We start from the raw sequence: 17,219 nt of genomic DNA, 5'->3' as shown, positions 1-17,219 counted from the left end.
CGGGTTCTTTTCCGGAAGGCTTATATGTGTACATGAGGATGTTTTTAGATTTCTGAAAATTGCATGATTTCAAGGAGGAGATAATATGTCCAAGCGTAAAAAGATCACGGTGGTCGGTGCAGGTTTCACGGGCGCCACAGCAGCATTCCTTGCAGCTCAAAAAGAGCTTGGTGATATCGTTTTAGTCGATATTCCGCAAGCGGAAAACCCTACAAAGGGTAAAGCGCTGGATATGGCGGAAGCAGGTCCCGTCCTAGGTTTCGACGCTAACATCATCGGTACTTCCGATTATGCCGATACAAAAGACTCCGAGGTGGTCATCATCACTGCCGGTATTGCCCGTAAGCCTGGCATGAGCCGTGACGACTTAGTTCAAACCAATCAAAAAGTCATGAAATCCGTAACTAAAGAAGTGGTTAAACATTCTCCAAATACAACGATCATCGTATTGACGAACCCAGTCGATGCAATGACGTATACCGTTTATAAAGAATCAGGTTTTCCCAAGGAACGGGTGATCGGACAATCAGGTGTCCTCGATACAGCTCGTTTCCGTACTTTCGTTGCGAGTGAGCTAAACTTGTCCGTTAAAGATGTGACTGGTTTCGTTCTAGGCGGACACGGGGATGATATGGTCCCGTTGGTACGTTATTCATATGCTGGCGGAATCCCTTTGGAAACATTGATCCCTAAAGAACGTTTGGATGCAATCGTGGCCCGTACCCGTACTGGCGGCGGTGAAATCGTAAACCTTCTCGGAAACGGCAGCGCCTATTATGCACCTGCAGCGGCTTTAGTGGAAATGGCTGAAGCGATCCTCAAAGATCAACGACGTGTTCTTCCATCAATTGCTTATCTTGAAGGTGAATACGGATTCGAAGGAATCTACCTCGGTGTGCCGACTGTACTGGGTGCCAACGGTATTGAGCAAATCATCGAGCTTGAATTGACTGATGACGAAAAAGCGGCACTTTCCAAATCGGTCGAGTCTGTTAAAGCGGTCATGCAGGTCCTTCAGTAAGGATCTATGAAGGTTCCCCCGATAAAACTGCCTGGATATGGGAAGGGAGGCTAAGACCTAACTCTCCATCTTCAGGCAGTTTTTTTCATCCATTATCGGGAACAATGAAAAGTGGAACGCGATAAGTGATTTTTTTTGTGTGAATTTCAAATAATATTCTTTATAATGAAAGTGGATGAGTAGACAGAAGAATTGGTCTATGTGGGTAATACATAATTCAGGAGGATCTAATGTCAAAGAAAATTCTCGTAGTGGATGATGAACAATCAATCGTTACCTTACTTCAGTACAACCTAGAGCAAGCAGGCTATTCGGTGATCACGGCTTTGGATGGAGAGGAAGGTCTTCAGGCTGCTGTGGATATACGTCCCGATTTGGTCGTATTGGATTTGATGCTGCCTAAAATGGACGGGCTAGAGGTATGTAAACAGCTTCGCCAACAGAAGATCAATATTCCGATCTTGATGCTGACGGCCAAGGACGATGAATTTGACAAGGTGCTGGGGCTTGAACTTGGAGCGGATGATTACCTAACCAAGCCGTTCAGTCCACGTGAGGTTGTGGCAAGGATCAAAGCCATATTAAGAAGATCGCAGCTGCAATCCAATGGAAATGAGGCAGGTCATGATCAGGAGGATGGACTCTTGAATTTAGGAGACTTGAAGGTGTTCCCTGATCGATATGAAGCATTCTTTGATGAAGAGCAATTAGAACTGACTCCAAAGGAATTTGAATTACTTTTGTATTTGGCAAAAAATAAAGGAAGAGTCTTAACGAGGGACCAGCTGTTAAGTGCGGTCTGGAATTATGATTTTGCGGGGGATTCCCGAATCGTCGATGTGCATATTAGCCATCTTCGCGAAAAAATCGAGATTGATACAAAAAAACCTTTATATATCAAGACGATCAGAGGTTTGGGCTATAAGCTTGAGGAGCCTAAAAAAGAATGACGACCTATCGCAAGAAGCTTCTGTTTACCCTCATCACGCTTGTGATGGTTGTCCTGATGGCCGTGGGCTTTTTATTGGGACATCTTTTCAAAAGTTATTATATTAAAACATTCAATGAGCGTATACAGAATGAAACATTTTTCATATCTACATATATTCAAGAGCACGGGGGGATCGCCTCCTTTTTGGAAAAAGGGAAAACGGAGAAGCTGACGCCGCTCTTGGACTCGAATTTAACCATTCTCTCAACGAATGGGGACATATTATACGATTCGACATCATCCAATGAGATACTGAAAAACCACGAAAAGGTCCTTCGTGAAATTACGTTGGAAAAAGGGCGTAAGCATGGGGAAGGATATGAAGTGGTTGAAGGGGATTCGGACCTTCATTATTATTGGAAGACGGTCGAAAAGGATGGCGAGATTGAGGGTTTTGTTGTCCATAGCAACGAAATCAAAGCCATTCATCAAGTGAATAAGCAAATGTGGCAAATTTTGATCATTTGTTTAGGGGTGGCTTTGATCATCATTCTCATGCTTGCCAGTAAAATCACTTCATACTATACCAGGCCGATCGAGGAAGCGACGATGGCAGCCATTGAGTTGGCCAAAGGGAATTATGGGACTAGGACGTTGGAGCGGCACTCCGATGAAACGGGAATGCTGACTACGTCCTTGAACATACTGGCAAGGAACCTTCAAGAAACCGAAATAGCGAGGGAAATGAATCAGGATCGGTTGGAAACGCTGGTAGAAAATATCGGTAGCGGTGTACTGCTTATTGACAGCAAGGGGTATACCACCGTAATCAATCGCGAATTCAAAAAAAGCTTCCGTGTGGATGCCGCTACGTTTTTGTTTCAAGAATATTATTCGGTCATTAAAGATCAGGAAGTCATCTCGATCATCGAAGAGATTTTCCGAACCGAAAAAACGATAAAACGGCAGGTGAAAATGCCGCTTGAGATAGAGCGCAAGCATTTTGAAATTTATGGGGCGCCAATCATCGGAAATCATGACGAATGGAAGGGAATCCTGCTCATTTTCCATGATATCACCGAATTGAAGCGGCTCGAGCAAATGCGAAAGGATTTCGTGGCGAACGTTTCACATGAATTGAGGACACCGATTACTTCCATTAAGGGCTTTTCCGAAACATTGCTGGATGGTGCCTTAAAAGACGAAAAGACATTGAAGCACTTCTTATCGATCATTTTGAAAGAAAGCGACCGGCTGCAAGAACTGATTCAGGAGCTTTTGAATTTGTCCAAGATGGAGCAACAGGAATTCGTTTTGAAAGCAGGCGTCGTTGACTTAACGAAAATTCTTGGGGAAATACAGGAGATGTTGATAGGGAAGCTGAAGCAAAAAGAAGTGATGCTTGAAATTAAAGCATCGCCGGACCATGTTTATGTCGAAGGGGAATCGGATAGAATCAAACAGGTGTTCATTAATTTGATAACGAACGCATTGACTTATACGCCAAATGGCGGACGGGTGTCCGTGAATGTCATTGAAAATGAACAGACTGTGGACATTACCGTTCAGGATAATGGGATTGGCATTGACGAAAAGGAGTTGCCGAGGATCTTTGAAAGGTTTTACCGCATTGATAAGGCAAGAAGCCGTGATTCGGGCGGAACGGGGATTGGCCTGGCGATCGTCAAGCATATCATTGAAGTCCATAAAGGGAATATCAGGGTGGAAAGCACACCTGGCACAGGCACGACATTTACGGTGACACTAAATAAAAGCTTAAAAGGAAAAATGTAAATCGTTCTTTGTAAATTTACACAGCCTTTACAATTCCTTAAAATCGACTTCATAATGGCGGGATACAATGATTGTACAGCCCCTCATCCAAGGAGTTAAGCAAGGACAGAGACAAATCGTCTCTGTCTTTTATTTTGTGTCATGTCCGATTGTGGGTATCTCCCAATTGTTTAGTCAGGTAAATATTTCATTTTCATGAAACTTTAGGCCCCTTCTTGCGTAAATAAGATATAACGGCAAAGAAGGGGTGATACATATCGTTAGCTTAAAAAGGATCTATACGATCACAGGACTTGTTTTTCTTATTTTAATTTTGGGGGTTGTTGCGATATCGACCTGGTATACGGTCGATGAATCCGATCAGGCTGTCATCATGACGTTTGGTAAGGTAAAGGAGACGATCACGGAACCAGGTCTTCACGTTAAACTGCCTTGGCCGATACAATCGGTTGAGAAGCTATCGAAAGAAACGTTCAGCCTTAAGTTCGGATATAAGGAAGAGGACGGAGAGATGAAGGATTACCCGAGTGAGACGAAAATGATTACGGGTGATGAAAATATCGTGCTGGCCGACCTGGTTGTTCAGTGGAAAATCACGGACCCTCCAAAATATCTATATAATGCGGATGACCCAGAAAAAATATTATATGACACCACTTCTGCTGCATTAAGGAGCATCATCGGCAGCACGGAAATCGATGATGCACTCACTTCCGGGAAAGCGCAAATCGAAGCGGATGTACGGGAATTATTGACCCAGCTGATGGAGAAGTATGATGTTGGGATTTCCATTTCTGCCGTCAAGCTCCAGGATGTCGAGTTACCGAATGAAGAAGTGCGGAAAGCGTTCACGAACGTGACGGATGCTCGTGAAACGGCTAATACGAAACGAAACGAAGCTGAAAAATATGAAAATAAACGGATGAATGAAGCGGAAGGGGAAAAAGACGCCATCATTTCACAGGCCAACGGGGATAAAGCTGCCCGTACCGAGTCCGCTCGCGGGGATGTAGCTGTTTTTGAAAAGCTATATAGTGAGTATAAAGGCAATAAGGGAATCACGAAGGACCGCCTTGTTATTGAGACACTTGAAGAAGTATTACCGAATGCCGAGATTTATATCATGAATGATGATGGAAATACGATGAAATATTTGCCGCTTCGTTCCCTGGAAAAAGAGGAAACGAAAAAAGCGCCAGCTTCCGAAGATAAGGCTTCTGATACTGAAACGAAAAAGCAGGATCCATCTGAAGGAAAAGCGGAAGGGGGCGCAAAACAATGAGCGGGAAAATAATCGATTTCACTGAGCTGAAAAAAGGCGACTTTCATTGGAGGGGCTATTTCAGGATTGGCATTTTCTTCATTATTTTCATCGTGCTGCTGCTGATCATATTCACCAATGTCTATATCGTCAAAGAGGGAGAATACAAAGTCGTCCGTCAATTCGGTGAGGTTGTAAGGATCGACAAAACCCCTGGATTAAAGGTGAAAGCGCCATTCATCCAAAGCGTAATGACCTTGCCGAAGTATCAAATGAGTTCCGATGTATCCGAGGCGGAAATCAATACGAAAGATAAAAAAAGAATGCTGATCGATAACTACGCAGTATGGAGAATCGAAGATCCCAAGAAGTTGATTACAAATGCACGGACGATAGAAAATGCGGAAACGAAAATGGGGGAGTTCATCTATTCAGCCGTTCGTTCAGAGCTGGGCCAATTGAATTATGATGAAATCATCAATGATGAGAAGTCGTCCAGAGGAAGTTTAAATGACCGCATAACGGAAAAGGTCAACTCGCTGCTGCAAAATGACCATTATGGCATCAGCTTGACGGATGTCCGGATAAAAAGGACGGATTTACCTGCTGAAAATGAAGCGTCCGTTTTCAAAAGGATGATTTCCGAGCGTGAATCGAAAGCGCAGGAGTACCTGTCCAAAGGTGACGCGACGAAAAACCGGATCATTGCGGATACGGATCGGAAGGTGAAGGAATTGCTCTCGACTGCGGAGGCGAATGCCGAAGTGATTAGGGCGGAAGGAGAAGGGGAAGCAGCGAAAATCTATAATAAGTCCTTTTCCAAGGATCCGGAATTCTATAAACTATACCGGACTCTTGAATCCTACAAAAAAACGATCGGCGATCAAACGGTCATCGTACTGCCATCGGATTCCCCTTATGCGAGCTTGTTAATGGGGAATACAAAATAATCGCATAGCCGTCATTTTTCTTTCCGCTTCTACTCATGGTAGAATAGAGGGAGAAAATGAACGGCTTTTTTGCGGTATGAATAGAAGCTGAAAATACATAAACCAGTTGGTCTGGAGGTAGACGGATATGGATAAAAAATTAGTACTCATAGATGGGAACAGCATTGCTTACCGAGCATTTTTTGCGCTTCCGCTCCTGAATAATGATAAAGGGGTGCACACGAATTCCGTTTACGGATTCACGATGATGCTCAACCGCATACTCGCGGAGGAAAAACCGACGCATATACTTGTAGCGTTTGATGCGGGCAAGACGACATTCAGGCATGCGACCTTCAAGGAATATAAAGGCGGACGCCAGAAAACGCCGCCTGAACTGTCCGAGCAATTTCCTTTCATTCGCGAATTACTCGATTGTTTTCAAATCAAACGATATGAACTGGAGAATTACGAAGCGGATGATATTATCGGTACACTGTCGTTACAAGCAGAAAAAGATGGATTCGAAGTCAAAGTCATTTCCGGTGATAAGGATTTGACGCAACTCGCTTCCCCTAGTACGACGGTTTCGATAACGAAAAAGGGAATTACTGAAATTGAGGAATATACGCCAAAGCATATACATGAAAAGTACGGGCTATCCCCTATGCAGATCATTGATTTAAAAGGGCTGATGGGAGATGCTTCCGACAATATTCCCGGGATTCCTGGGGTTGGCGAGAAAACGGCCCTTAAACTGTTGCATCAATTTGAAACGGTCGAAAACCTCCTTCAGTCAACTGGGGAGGTAAGCGGACAAAAATTGAAAGAGAAAATAGAAGAACACAAGGATCTGGCTCTTTTAAGCAAGGAGCTTGCCACGATAACGAGGGAAGCGCCGCTTGATGTGTCCCTGAACGAGACCGAGTACAGCGGGATGGACCAGGATCGGGTCATTTCATTTTATAAAGAGCTAGGCTTTTCGACCTTGCTCGATAAATTGGATGTGACGGAAAGTGTTCCGCTTGAGCAGGAAAAGATAGAGGTCAATACGGCAGAAATGACAGAAGGGATGTTCACGGATGATAGTGCTCTATATGTCGAAATCCTAGAAGATAATTACCATCGCGCGGACATCATCGGGATTGCCATCAGTAATGAGCATGGTCATTTCTACTTCCATGGTGACAGTGCATTGAGCTCGGGGCCATTCAAATCCTGGGCCGAGGATGAAACGAAAAAGAAAACGGTTTTCGATGCGAAGCGCACCGTGGTGGCACTTCGCCATCGGGGAGTCGACATCAAGGGAATCGATTTTGATGTGTTTTTAGCTTCTTATATCCTGGATCCTGCAGAGTCAGTGGCTGAAGTGGCGGAAATCACCAAAACCCAAGGGGCGGTACCTCTTGAAACCGATGATGCATTCTATGGAAAAGGCGCAAAACGCATGATCCCAGGTGAAGCTGAATTGAGCGAGCATATTGCCCGGAAATCCAAGGCGATACTTTCATTGAAAGAACCGATGATCGATAGACTTCATGAGTTTGAGCAATATCATTTATTGACGGATCTTGAACTGCCATTATCGATCATCCTGGCAAACATGGAATGGCAGGGCATCAAGGTGGATATTGGCCGGTTGAAAAATATGGGGCAGGAATTGGCCGTCCGCTTAAGGACGATCGAAGCCAGAATTTTTGACTTGGCAGGAGAAGCCTTCAATATCAATTCACCTAAACAACTTGGGGCCATACTTTTTGAAAAGTTGGAGCTTCCGGTCATGAAGAAAACGAAAACAGGGTATTCCACATCAGCAGATGTGCTGGAAAAGCTGGAGAGCAAGCATGATATCGTGAAGGATATATTGCTGTACCGGCAGCTTGGAAAGCTGCAATCCACATATATCGAAGGCTTGCTAAAAGTGGTCAATGGCAAATCCGATAAGGTGCATACCCGTTTCAACCAAGCGCTGACCCAGACGGGCCGGTTAAGCTCGACAGATCCGAATCTGCAAAATATCCCGATCAGGCTTGAGGAAGGAAGAAAAATCAGGCAGGCCTTCATTCCTTCCGAAAAGGATTGGATCATTTTCGCAGCTGACTATTCGCAAATCGAATTACGCGTGTTGGCACACATTGCCAATGACAGCGGACTTGTGGAAGCATTCCAGGCTGGGATGGACATCCATACAAAAACAGCGATGGACGTCTTCCATGTATCGGCTGAGGAAGTCACATCGAACATGAGACGCCAGGCCAAGGCGGTTAACTTCGGGATCGTTTATGGGATAAGTGACTACGGGCTATCACAAAGCCTGGGCATTACGAGAAAAGAAGCTGGGGAGTTCATCGAGAAGTATTTAAGGAGCTTTCCGGGTGTACAGGAATATATGGAAGAAAGCATACATGAAGCTCGTCAAAAAGGATACAGCACCACCCTCCTCCAAAGAAGGCGCTATATACCTGAGATCACAAGCAGGAATTTCAACATCAGGAGCTTTGCCGAACGTACGGCGATGAATACACCGATTCAAGGAAGTGCCGCCGATATCATCAAGCTTGCGATGATAAACATGAACAAGCGACTGATTAAGGACGGACTCAAGACGAGGATGCTTCTTCAAGTGCATGATGAATTGATTTTTGAAGCTCCGCCGGAGGAGCTCGAAATCCTGAAGGTGATCGTTCCTGAGGAAATGGAAAATGCCATCGCATTGAATGTGCCTCTTAAAGTGGATTATGCCTTCGGGCCAACATGGTTTGATGCCAAATAAGAAAAGATAGGTGATTGCAATGCCAGAACTTCCAGAAGTGGAAACAGTCAGAAGAACGTTAGAGCAGCTCGTACTTGGAAAAGAGATTAAGGAAGTGTCCGTTTTCTGGCCAAAAATCATTAAAGCGCCCGAGCCAATCGAACAGTTTCAGGATGCATTGAAGGGGCAGACGATCCAAGCGATCGGCAGGCGGGGCAAGTTCCTCATTTTCACCTTGGATGAATATTCGATGGTTTCGCATTTAAGGATGGAAGGCAAATACGGGGTGCATCAAAAGGAAGAACCGTATGATAAACATACACATGTGATTTTCACATTCACGGATGACAGCGAACTCCGGTACCGCGATGTTCGTAAATTCGGCACGATGCACTTATTTGCCAAAGGGGAGGAATTAGAGCGACTGCCATTGCTGCATTTAGGACCTGAACCGTTATCGGTGGATTTCACTGTCGAGGGGCTCAGGGCTAAATTGGCAAGAACCAACAGGAAAATCAAGCCGGTGCTCCTTGACCAAACGGTTGTCGTCGGAATCGGGAATATATATGTGGACGAGTCGTTATTCCGTTCCGGCATCCATCCCGAGAGGATAGCTTCCTCGCTTTCCTTGGAAGAAATCGAAAAGCTTCATGCTGAAATCATTGCCACACTAGGTGAGGCTGTCGAAAAGGGAGGAAGCACGATTCGTTCATATGTCAACTCCCAAGGGCAAATCGGCATGTTTCAGCTCGAGCTGAATGTCTATGGGCGCAAGGGCGAGAGCTGCAAAACATGCGGGACGCCACTTGAAAAGCTTGTTGTAGCAGGGCGCGGCACACATATTTGCCCAGTATGCCAGCCGCTAATTTAGCTCGTGCATTCACACACATCGGATGGGCTCCTTCCATATACTAAGGTAGCAACGAGAAGGGAAGGAGCAATATTCCGATGTGGCTACAGATTATTTTTCTTGCTTTTGCAGTTAGTATTGACGGATTTGGTGTAGGCATGACATTTGGTATGCGGAAAATGAAGATTCCGCTTAAGTCAATAGCGGTCATCTCATTTTGTTCTGCATTGAGTCTAGGCATAGCGATGGTCATCGGGCAATTCATCAGTCAGCTCATATCCATCGGGGCGGCAGAAAAAACGGGAGGCATCATTCTCATTTTCCTTGGTGCCTGGATGGTATACCAGTATTTCAAGCCGGACAAAGATCAGAAAGAAGATAGTTATCATGAGAAGATCATCTTCAATTTTGAAATTAAATCACTCGGGGTCGTCATCAATATTTTACAAAAACCATTGAATGCCGATTTTGACAAATCAGGTACGATAACCGGAATCGAAGCGCTCGTCCTAGGATTCGCCTTATCGCTTGATGCGTTCGGGGCTGGTGTTGGCGCGGCCATGATCGGAATTTCCCCCATTATCCTTGCCGCATGCATCGCTGTCATGAGTTCAATTTTCATATGGAGCGGAATTCAAAGCGGGAAATTGCTTTCAAATAATAAAGTGGTTCAGCGTTTGACCTTTCTTCCGGGTGTACTATTGATCTTAATCGGGTTATACAAGTTATGATAAAAGATGTAAAAGGGGGAGCTTATGGGACAAATCATCGGAATCACCGGGGGGATCGCCAGCGGGAAAAGCAGTGTCAGCCTCTATTTACAGGAGCTCGGTTTCACGATCATAGATGCAGATTTGGCTTCCCGTGCTGTCGTTGAGCCTGGTGAAGAGGCCTATCAGCAAGTGTTGCGTGCATTTGGTAAAGATATTTTATTGGCGGATGGGACTATTGATCGCGCCAAGCTGGGGGCGATCATCTTTCATGATCGGGAAAAACGGCTGCTGTTGAATGGCATTGTGCATCCGGCCGTTAGAAAATGGATGCGCCTCAAAACGGAAGAAGCGCTTGCTGAAGGCAAAGAAACGGTATTCATGGATATTCCGCTTTTATTCGAAAGCAAGCTGACATACATGGTGGAAAAAACGCTTTTGATCTATGCGGATGAAAGAGTTCAGTTGGAACGCTTGATGAATAGGAATGGCCTATCGGAAGCGGATGCCCTTGCCCGAATTCATTCACAAATGCCTTTAGCCGATAAGAAAGCTTTAGCGGATGCGGTCATTGATAATAATGGTGAACTGACGGAAACGAAGAAGCAGGTCAGGGCCATACTTAACGATTGGCATGTCATATAGTTTACACAAAAGGAAGGAACCATTGTGTTTCTTCCTTTTGTGTTGAAAAAAAAGAAACAATCCGCAATTTTATTAGCACAATAAAACTGAAATATGTTATACTAATTACATAAGAGGGGTAATAAGTATAACATTAATATTTTCAGGAGGGTCCGAACAATGAATGCAAGAATAGCGATTAACGGATTTGGGAGAATTGGAAGAATGGTTTTCCGAAAGGCCATATTAGATGAGAGTTTGGACATTATTGCCATTAATGCAAGCTATCCTGCTGAAACTTTAGCCCATTTACTAAAGTATGATACGATACATGGTAAATTTGACGGAATCATTGTAGCGGAGGATGATTCACTTGTTGTGAATGGCCGCCGGGTACAGCTAATCAATAACCGCGATCCAAAGCAATTGCCTTGGAAAGAGATGAACATAGATATCGTAATCGAAGCTACAGGCAAATTCAATGAACGATCTAAAGCGGCTCTTCATTTGGAAGCAGGGGCAAAACGGGTAATATTATCTGCACCGGGTAAAAATGAAGACGTTACCATTGTCATGGGCGTCAATGAGGAAGTGCTGGAAATTGACAAGCATTTTGTGATATCCAATGCATCCTGCACCACTAACTGCCTTGGACCTGTTGCGAAGGTGCTTGATGAGAAATTCGGCATCAATAACGGCTTGATGACAACAATCCATTCTTATACGAATGATCAAAATAATATCGATAACCCGCATAAAGACTTAAGACGCGCGCGTGCCGCTGCGGAAAGCATCATTCCTACGACGACAGGAGCTGCAAAAGCCATCTCCCTCGTGCTGCCTCAATTAAAAGGCAAGCTTCATGGAATGGCTATCCGCGTACCTACACCTAACGTGTCCTTGGTCGACCTTGTTGTGGACTTAAACAGAGATGTCACCATCGATGACGTGAACCAAGCATTCATTGATGCCTCGGAAAATGAACTGAAAGGGATATTGGAGTTCACGACGGAACCACTGGTTTCCTGTGACTTCAAAACCAATCCCCATTCCGCCATCATCGATGGGCTGACAACGATGATGATTGGTGACAGGAAAGTCAAGGTACTTGCTTGGTATGATAATGAATGGGGTTACTCCAACCGGGTAGTCGATCTTGTGAAACTGGTGGCATCCGAATTGAAAAAAACGTCAGAAGTTGAATTATCAGTCAAATAAGCCTGCTGGAATTTTAACATGTCCTTTTGTAAAGATGCCGTCTGCATTTGCAGGCGACATCTTTTTTTGTTCCGCTGTCTTTAGGTAATGGGCAATTACAGTAAGGAATGGGGGGAAAGCTGGATTCCAACTTCTTATGACTCGAGGTTTTTGGCTTTGCATCGATTTTGAGGCGGATTCCCATAAAAATTGCGCTTTTCACACGCTGTCGGAGGCCGTTTCTCGTCACTTTCTTCCTTTACCAGCCAATTTGACCCGGGTTCTCCTCCTAATTACTGCTTTCTGTCACCATTTTGGAGCGTTACTCGCGAGTTCTTAAAACGACCTACATGAAAGTCTTTTTTCAACAGATTGATCTAGTTGCTTACGGTGATGAGGTGTCGCGATAAACTGGAATAAAGGCAATCTTGGCTGCTTGGAAAGCTGATATACCTTTTCCAAATGCAGTTTATCTTTCCAAAACTTCAAATTTGGAGTTGCAAAAAAAATTCAAACAATATATACTATGAATCGTGAACTTCTTCAAAAGACGGTTCGCATGATGGCTACTTAAAGGGTTAGGACCTCTTTGGACTAACTTTCCCCCGTGGTAGTTATCAGAACTAATTTTAATCATTGTAAGGGGGAAGCTTAATATGGAAACAGCTTACACTATGGAAACAATGGGTAGACATGTCATTTCTGAACTTTGGGGTTGTGACTTTGAAAAACTGAACAATATCGATTTGATTGAACAGATATTTGTTGATGCTGCTTTGAAATCAGGTGCAGAGGTACGCGAAGTTGCCTTTCACAAGTTTGCTCCACAAGGAGTCAGCGGGGTTGTCATCATTTCTGAATCACATTTGACGATTCACAGTTTTCCGGAACACGGCTATGCGAGCATTGATGTCTATACATGCGGTAACTTGGATCCGAACATTGCGGCAGATTATATTGCAGAAGCTTTAAATGCGCAAACACGTGAAAACATCGAATTGCCACGTGGATTAGGTCCTGTACAAATGAAAAAAACCAATATAAGTGCCCTATAAAAAACACGTATACACAGAGATGCCATGGGTGCATCTCTTTTTTAATGCAATGATTCGTTCTTTTCAGAAGGTCCTGAAATAAAGGAAGATAACGGCTGCTGCCTTCAAGTTACACTTTTTACTTGTACTGGCCGTTCCTTTTAATATAAGATTGAGCTAGAAGATAAATTACTTGGGGAACATTTAGATAGGGGAGTCCTACATAAAATACGGAGCTGATAATGATGAAATGCCCATCATGTCAATATAATGGAACAAGAGTGCTCGATTCCAGGCCAGTCGATGAAAGCAAATCGATTCGACGTCGCCGTGAATGCGAGGCATGTGGTTTTCGGTTCACGACATTTGAAAAGGTGGAGGAAACACCGCTTATTGTAGTCAAAAAAGGCGGGACACGCGAAGAGTTCAGTCGTGATAAAATCCTGCGTGGCTTAATCAGGGCTTGCGAAAAACGTCCGGTTCCCTTGAAGGAGCTAGAGCAAATTACCAGTTATGTAGAGAAAGAACTGCGCAACCAGGGCATATCGGAAGTGAAAAGCGACAATGTCGGCGAAATGGTGATGGACAAGCTGGCGGAAGTCGATGAGGTTGCCTATGTAAGGTTCGCATCCGTCTATCGGCAATTTAAAGATATCAATGTCTTTATCGATGAACTGAAGGATTTGATCAATAAAGAAAGAAAGTAGAGCTGAAGATTCACTTTGGCTCTTTTTTCACTACATCTTTTGAAAGGTTTGAATGGAGATGTCAATGCATTGGCAAGAATTGCTCCCAGCGGATTCATACTTGGTTTCATCTGCGGGGCTGCTTCATGATTATGATCGGAAAATACTGACCCGACTATATCAACCTCTTATTGGACCTATCTGCATCAGCCTATACATGACGCTGTGGAGTGAGCTTGAGGAAAACAGGTTATGGTCGGAAACCTCCTCACATTATCAATTGATGAATACCATCGGCATGAAGTTAGGCGACATTTATGAAGCACGTCTATTACTGGAGGGAATAGGCTTGCTGAATGTATATAAGCAATCGAAGAATGATTCGAAGGAATTCATCTATGAATTGAACCCGCCGCTGTCCCCTCAGCAGTTTTTCACGGATGGGATGCTGAATATCTACTTATACAAAAAAATTGGCAAAGCGCAGTTCAACCGGTTAAAGCGATTCTTTTGTGATGATCAAATTGGGACAGATCAATATGACCGGGTGACGAAATCTTTTGCGGAAGTCTTCTCATCCGATCATTTGGACTCTTTATATGTAACCGACGAAGCGAAAAATGAATGGAAGCCAGTGCCTGAGCAGCAATTCATTGACCGGGTGGATGGGGTCGAGCCTTCGGGATTCGATAGCCTATTCGATTTTGAGCTGTTATTTGCAGGAATGAAATCCTCGATCGTACCAAAAAAGGCCTTTACGCCGAAAATTAAAAGCACGATTGCCAAACTTGCTTTTTTATATGGCATCGATCCGCTCGAAATGCAAAAGCTAGTGATGGATGCCGTTTCATTGGATGATGAGATCGATGAGGAGAATCTTCGAAAAGCGGCAAGGGATTGGTACCAAATCGAACGGCAGGCAGATATGCCGTCCCTTGTCAATCGTGTGCAGCCTATTCGTGAGCGGACACAAAAAGAAGAACCGAAAACACAGGAACAAGAGCTGATCCGCCATTTGGAAACAATCTCACCGCGCGAGCGGCTAATGCAGCTTTCCGGTGGTGCAGAGCCATCAAGCGGAGATTTGAAGGTCGTGGAAGGCGTGATGATCAATCAAAAGCTCAATCCTGGCGTCGTCAATGTCCTGATAGAATATGTCATGCTCAAAACGGATATGAAATTCTTGAAGGGCTATGTGGAGAAGCTGGCAGGCCATTGGGCACGCCTGAAGGTTTCCACCGTCATCGAGGCGATGGAGCTAGCCAAAAATGAACACCGTAAATATCAGGACTGGGCTCAAGGCAGCAGGAATGCGGCCAAAGGCGGAAGGAAAAAGGCAATTCGGGAAGAAGTGGTTCCGGAATGGCTCGAGAAAAAGGAAACAGCTGTGCAGGAGCAGAAAGCTGATCAGCCTGAACTCGATGCCCAAAAACGTGATCTTCAGGAGAAATGGAAGCAATGGAAAGCAGGAGGTGAAATGAACGATGGAAAAGATCAATAGATCGCTTAATAAATTGGCGAATACGAACCAATTTCAACAGCGTTACGAAAAGCTTAAACAGGAGATTTTTGCAGACGAGCAAGTCCGGCTTTACTTGAATGCCAACAGTTCGACCGTCACGAAGGAAATGATCGATAAAAACCTCGGAAAGCTTTATGAATTCACTTCACAAAGCAATAAGTGCGACAAATGCCCGAGCTTGGATGGCTGCATCAATATGATGCATGGATATTATCCGAAACTGGTCGTTCAAGGGAAGGCATTGAATCTGCATTATGAAGTTTGCCCGCGGAAGCACGCAGAGGATGAAAAGCGTAAACGGGAAAAATTGATCCGCAGCCTTTACGTGCCGAAGGATATTTTAAGGGCATCGATCGAGGACTTTACCCAGACGGATGATGAAAACAAACGCTTGAATGTTTTAAGTAAAGCGATGTCGTTCATTATGGAGTATGAACCGGGAAAACGTCAGAAGGGTCTCTATATATATGGGAAGTTCGGCGTGGGAAAAACGTATTTGCTAGGTGCGATCGCCAATGAACTTGCCCAAAGGCAAATTGCCTCCCTTATTGTTTATGTACCTGACTATTTAAGGGAGCTTAAGGGTTCGATCGGAGATAATACGGTCAACGAAAAAATCGAGATGGTGAAAACGGCACCTATCCTCATGCTGGACGATATCGGGGCAGAGTCCATGACGAGTTGGGGCCGTGACGAGGTCTTCGGGCCGATATTGCAATTTAGGATGCTGGAAAACCTGCCGACGTTTTTCACTTCGAATTTTGATATGGATGGACTCGAGAATCACCTGACCTTTTCACAGCGTGGTGAGAAGGAAGAAGTGAAGGCGGCCCGGGTTTTGGAAAGAATTCAATATTTAGCGGAGCCTGTAAGACTGGATGGAGTGAACCGCAGAAGATAAAGGGAAGTGGTCTCTGATAAGAGGTCACTTTTTTTCTTTATTACAGCTCCCATCCACTTCTAAACCTGTCCCCACCCCCATATACTTGAAAAAAGAAGCAAGGGGGAAGGGGGGATGTCGTAGTGCAAATTTCGTTTCAAAATGATTCAGAGGCATTGAAATTGCTTGATTTCGTTTCTGTCCATCCACTTGGGGCAGAATTTCGAACATGCATTCAATTTCTTCCGCAACAAGGAATGCATGTGGATATATCGGAGTCTTCGGCGGATAAATGGTTGATTTTGCTTCGTGACTCATTCCATTCTTTTTTATTGGAAGAAAAGACGCTTACTGTACTTGAACAAATAATCGTCGGGAAATTTTTTTATAGGGAACGGGAGGAAATCGAAGCGATCATTGAAATCGCCTCCTCGATCATTGATGGGGAAAGGGCCGTGAATGGGGATGCGGCATTCGATAATGAGAAGCAATCAATAGAGTTCGGCCTGCAAAGCATTTTGGAGGGGAAGGTATCTTTTTCATTCGATTCCTTTACGACTTTTCGGTTGAAGTCATTCCAGCACACGTTGGAGAAGTATGTGGTGAAGGCGATTGATGAATATAAATTGGAACAGGACTACCAAAATTTCATCGCGACGCTGCGTGATTGCCTTTTTGGCCAAGAGCCGAAATTCACGAAGCTTCACCTCGTCAATAGTGACGGGTTTCATTTCTATGATCAGGCATTCACTAAGCTCGACCGCCCGAGAATCAATAGTTTGATCGATAGGAGGCTTCTTGCCAAAAGTTCACTTTTTCTCGACACGGTGATACTGGCCCCGCTGCTTTCGATCGCACCCGTGAACTTATATATTTATACAGATGACAAGGAAGAGGGGCTCATTCAAACGATCTCAAGGATTTTTGAAGAGCGTGCGACTGTTCTGCCACTTTCGTCATTTTCCCGTGCAAATGAATGACTTTCATCGGAAAGAGAAAATTAACCTTGATTTTCCCCGTATAACAAC

At 44.4% G+C, this 17,219-nt stretch carries 15 protein-coding genes; all 15 read left to right on the top strand.

Annotated elements, in window-relative coordinates; genetic code table 11:
- Positions 1-85 precede the first annotated feature (85 nt).
- The 15 genes from mdh to ytxC all read left to right on the top strand — a co-directional run bounded on the left by mdh (position 86) and on the right by ytxC (position 17,171).
- Positions 86-1,021 carry a malate dehydrogenase gene (gene mdh, locus ABE28_RS16950; protein WP_064465972.1) on the top strand — a complete coding sequence of 312 codons (936 nt, stop codon included), beginning with the start codon at positions 86-88 and terminating at the stop codon, positions 1,019-1,021.
- A gap of 230 nt (positions 1,022-1,251) precedes the next feature.
- Entirely contained in the window at positions 1,252-1,971 is a 720-nt protein-coding gene (locus ABE28_RS16945) for a response regulator transcription factor (RefSeq protein ID WP_064465971.1), read from the top strand.
- On the top strand, positions 1,968-3,746 hold the full coding sequence (gene pnpS, locus ABE28_RS16940; RefSeq protein ID WP_064465970.1) for a two-component system histidine kinase PnpS: 1,779 nt from the start codon (positions 1,968-1,970) through the stop codon (positions 3,744-3,746). The genes ABE28_RS16945 and pnpS overlap by 4 nt, the downstream gene beginning before the upstream one ends.
- Positions 3,747-4,002: 256 nt before the next feature.
- Positions 4,003-5,028: an FtsH protease activity modulator HflK gene (gene hflK, locus ABE28_RS16935; protein ID WP_064466143.1), complete on the top strand. Its 1,026-nt coding sequence runs from the start codon at positions 4,003-4,005 to the stop codon at positions 5,026-5,028.
- Positions 5,025-5,957 carry a protease modulator HflC gene (gene hflC, locus ABE28_RS16930; RefSeq protein ID WP_064465969.1) on the top strand — a complete coding sequence of 311 codons (933 nt, stop codon included), beginning with the start codon at positions 5,025-5,027 and terminating at the stop codon, positions 5,955-5,957. Before hflK ends, hflC begins: the two co-directional genes overlap by 4 nt.
- 127 nt (positions 5,958-6,084) lie before the next feature.
- Complete coding sequence (gene polA / locus ABE28_RS16925) at positions 6,085-8,709, top strand: DNA polymerase I (protein WP_064465968.1); 2,625 nt, start codon at positions 6,085-6,087, stop codon at positions 8,707-8,709.
- A gap of 19 nt (positions 8,710-8,728) precedes the next feature.
- A complete protein-coding gene (gene mutM / locus ABE28_RS16920; protein ID WP_064465967.1) occupies positions 8,729-9,559 on the top strand; it encodes a DNA-formamidopyrimidine glycosylase in 831 nt (276 codons plus the stop codon).
- A 77-nt stretch (positions 9,560-9,636) separates the two neighbouring features.
- A complete protein-coding gene (gene ytaF, locus ABE28_RS16915; protein WP_064465966.1) occupies positions 9,637-10,269 on the top strand; it encodes a sporulation membrane protein YtaF in 633 nt (210 codons plus the stop codon).
- Positions 10,270-10,293: 24 nt separating this feature from the next.
- Complete coding sequence (coaE, locus tag ABE28_RS16910) at positions 10,294-10,893, top strand: dephospho-CoA kinase (protein ID WP_064465965.1); 600 nt, start codon at positions 10,294-10,296, stop codon at positions 10,891-10,893.
- Positions 10,894-11,052: 159 nt separating this feature from the next.
- Positions 11,053-12,090: a glyceraldehyde-3-phosphate dehydrogenase gene (locus ABE28_RS16905; RefSeq protein ID WP_064465964.1), complete on the top strand. Its 1,038-nt coding sequence runs from the start codon at positions 11,053-11,055 to the stop codon at positions 12,088-12,090.
- Positions 12,091-12,743: 653 nt separating this feature from the next.
- Positions 12,744-13,124 (top strand): adenosylmethionine decarboxylase, encoded by a 381-nt coding sequence (gene speD / locus ABE28_RS16900; protein ID WP_064466142.1) that lies wholly within the window; start codon positions 12,744-12,746, stop codon positions 13,122-13,124.
- Between the two features lie 224 nt (positions 13,125-13,348).
- Positions 13,349-13,810 carry a transcriptional regulator NrdR gene (nrdR, locus tag ABE28_RS16895; RefSeq protein ID WP_057911467.1) on the top strand — a complete coding sequence of 154 codons (462 nt, stop codon included), beginning with the start codon at positions 13,349-13,351 and terminating at the stop codon, positions 13,808-13,810.
- Positions 13,811-13,874: 64 nt separating this feature from the next.
- Entirely contained in the window at positions 13,875-15,290 is a 1,416-nt protein-coding gene (locus tag ABE28_RS16890) for a replication initiation and membrane attachment family protein (protein WP_306807300.1), read from the top strand.
- Positions 15,274-16,212, top strand: a complete 939-nt coding sequence (gene dnaI / locus ABE28_RS16885; protein ID WP_064465962.1) for a primosomal protein DnaI — start codon at positions 15,274-15,276, stop codon at positions 16,210-16,212. The genes ABE28_RS16890 and dnaI overlap by 17 nt, the downstream gene beginning before the upstream one ends.
- Before the next feature lie 122 nt (positions 16,213-16,334).
- The gene (gene ytxC, locus ABE28_RS16880; RefSeq protein ID WP_064465961.1) at positions 16,335-17,171 is read left to right on the top strand and encodes a sporulation protein YtxC; all 837 of its coding nucleotides are present in this window, start codon (positions 16,335-16,337) and stop codon (positions 17,169-17,171) included.
- The last annotated feature ends 48 nt before the right edge of the window (positions 17,172-17,219 follow it).

It is taken from the genome of Peribacillus muralis (genome assembly GCF_001645685.2).
Taxonomy (GTDB): domain Bacteria; phylum Bacillota; class Bacilli; order Bacillales; family DSM-1321; genus Peribacillus; species Peribacillus muralis_A.
Note: the sequence above shows the minus strand (reverse complement) of the source record. Positions and strands in the feature narration are given on the sequence as shown.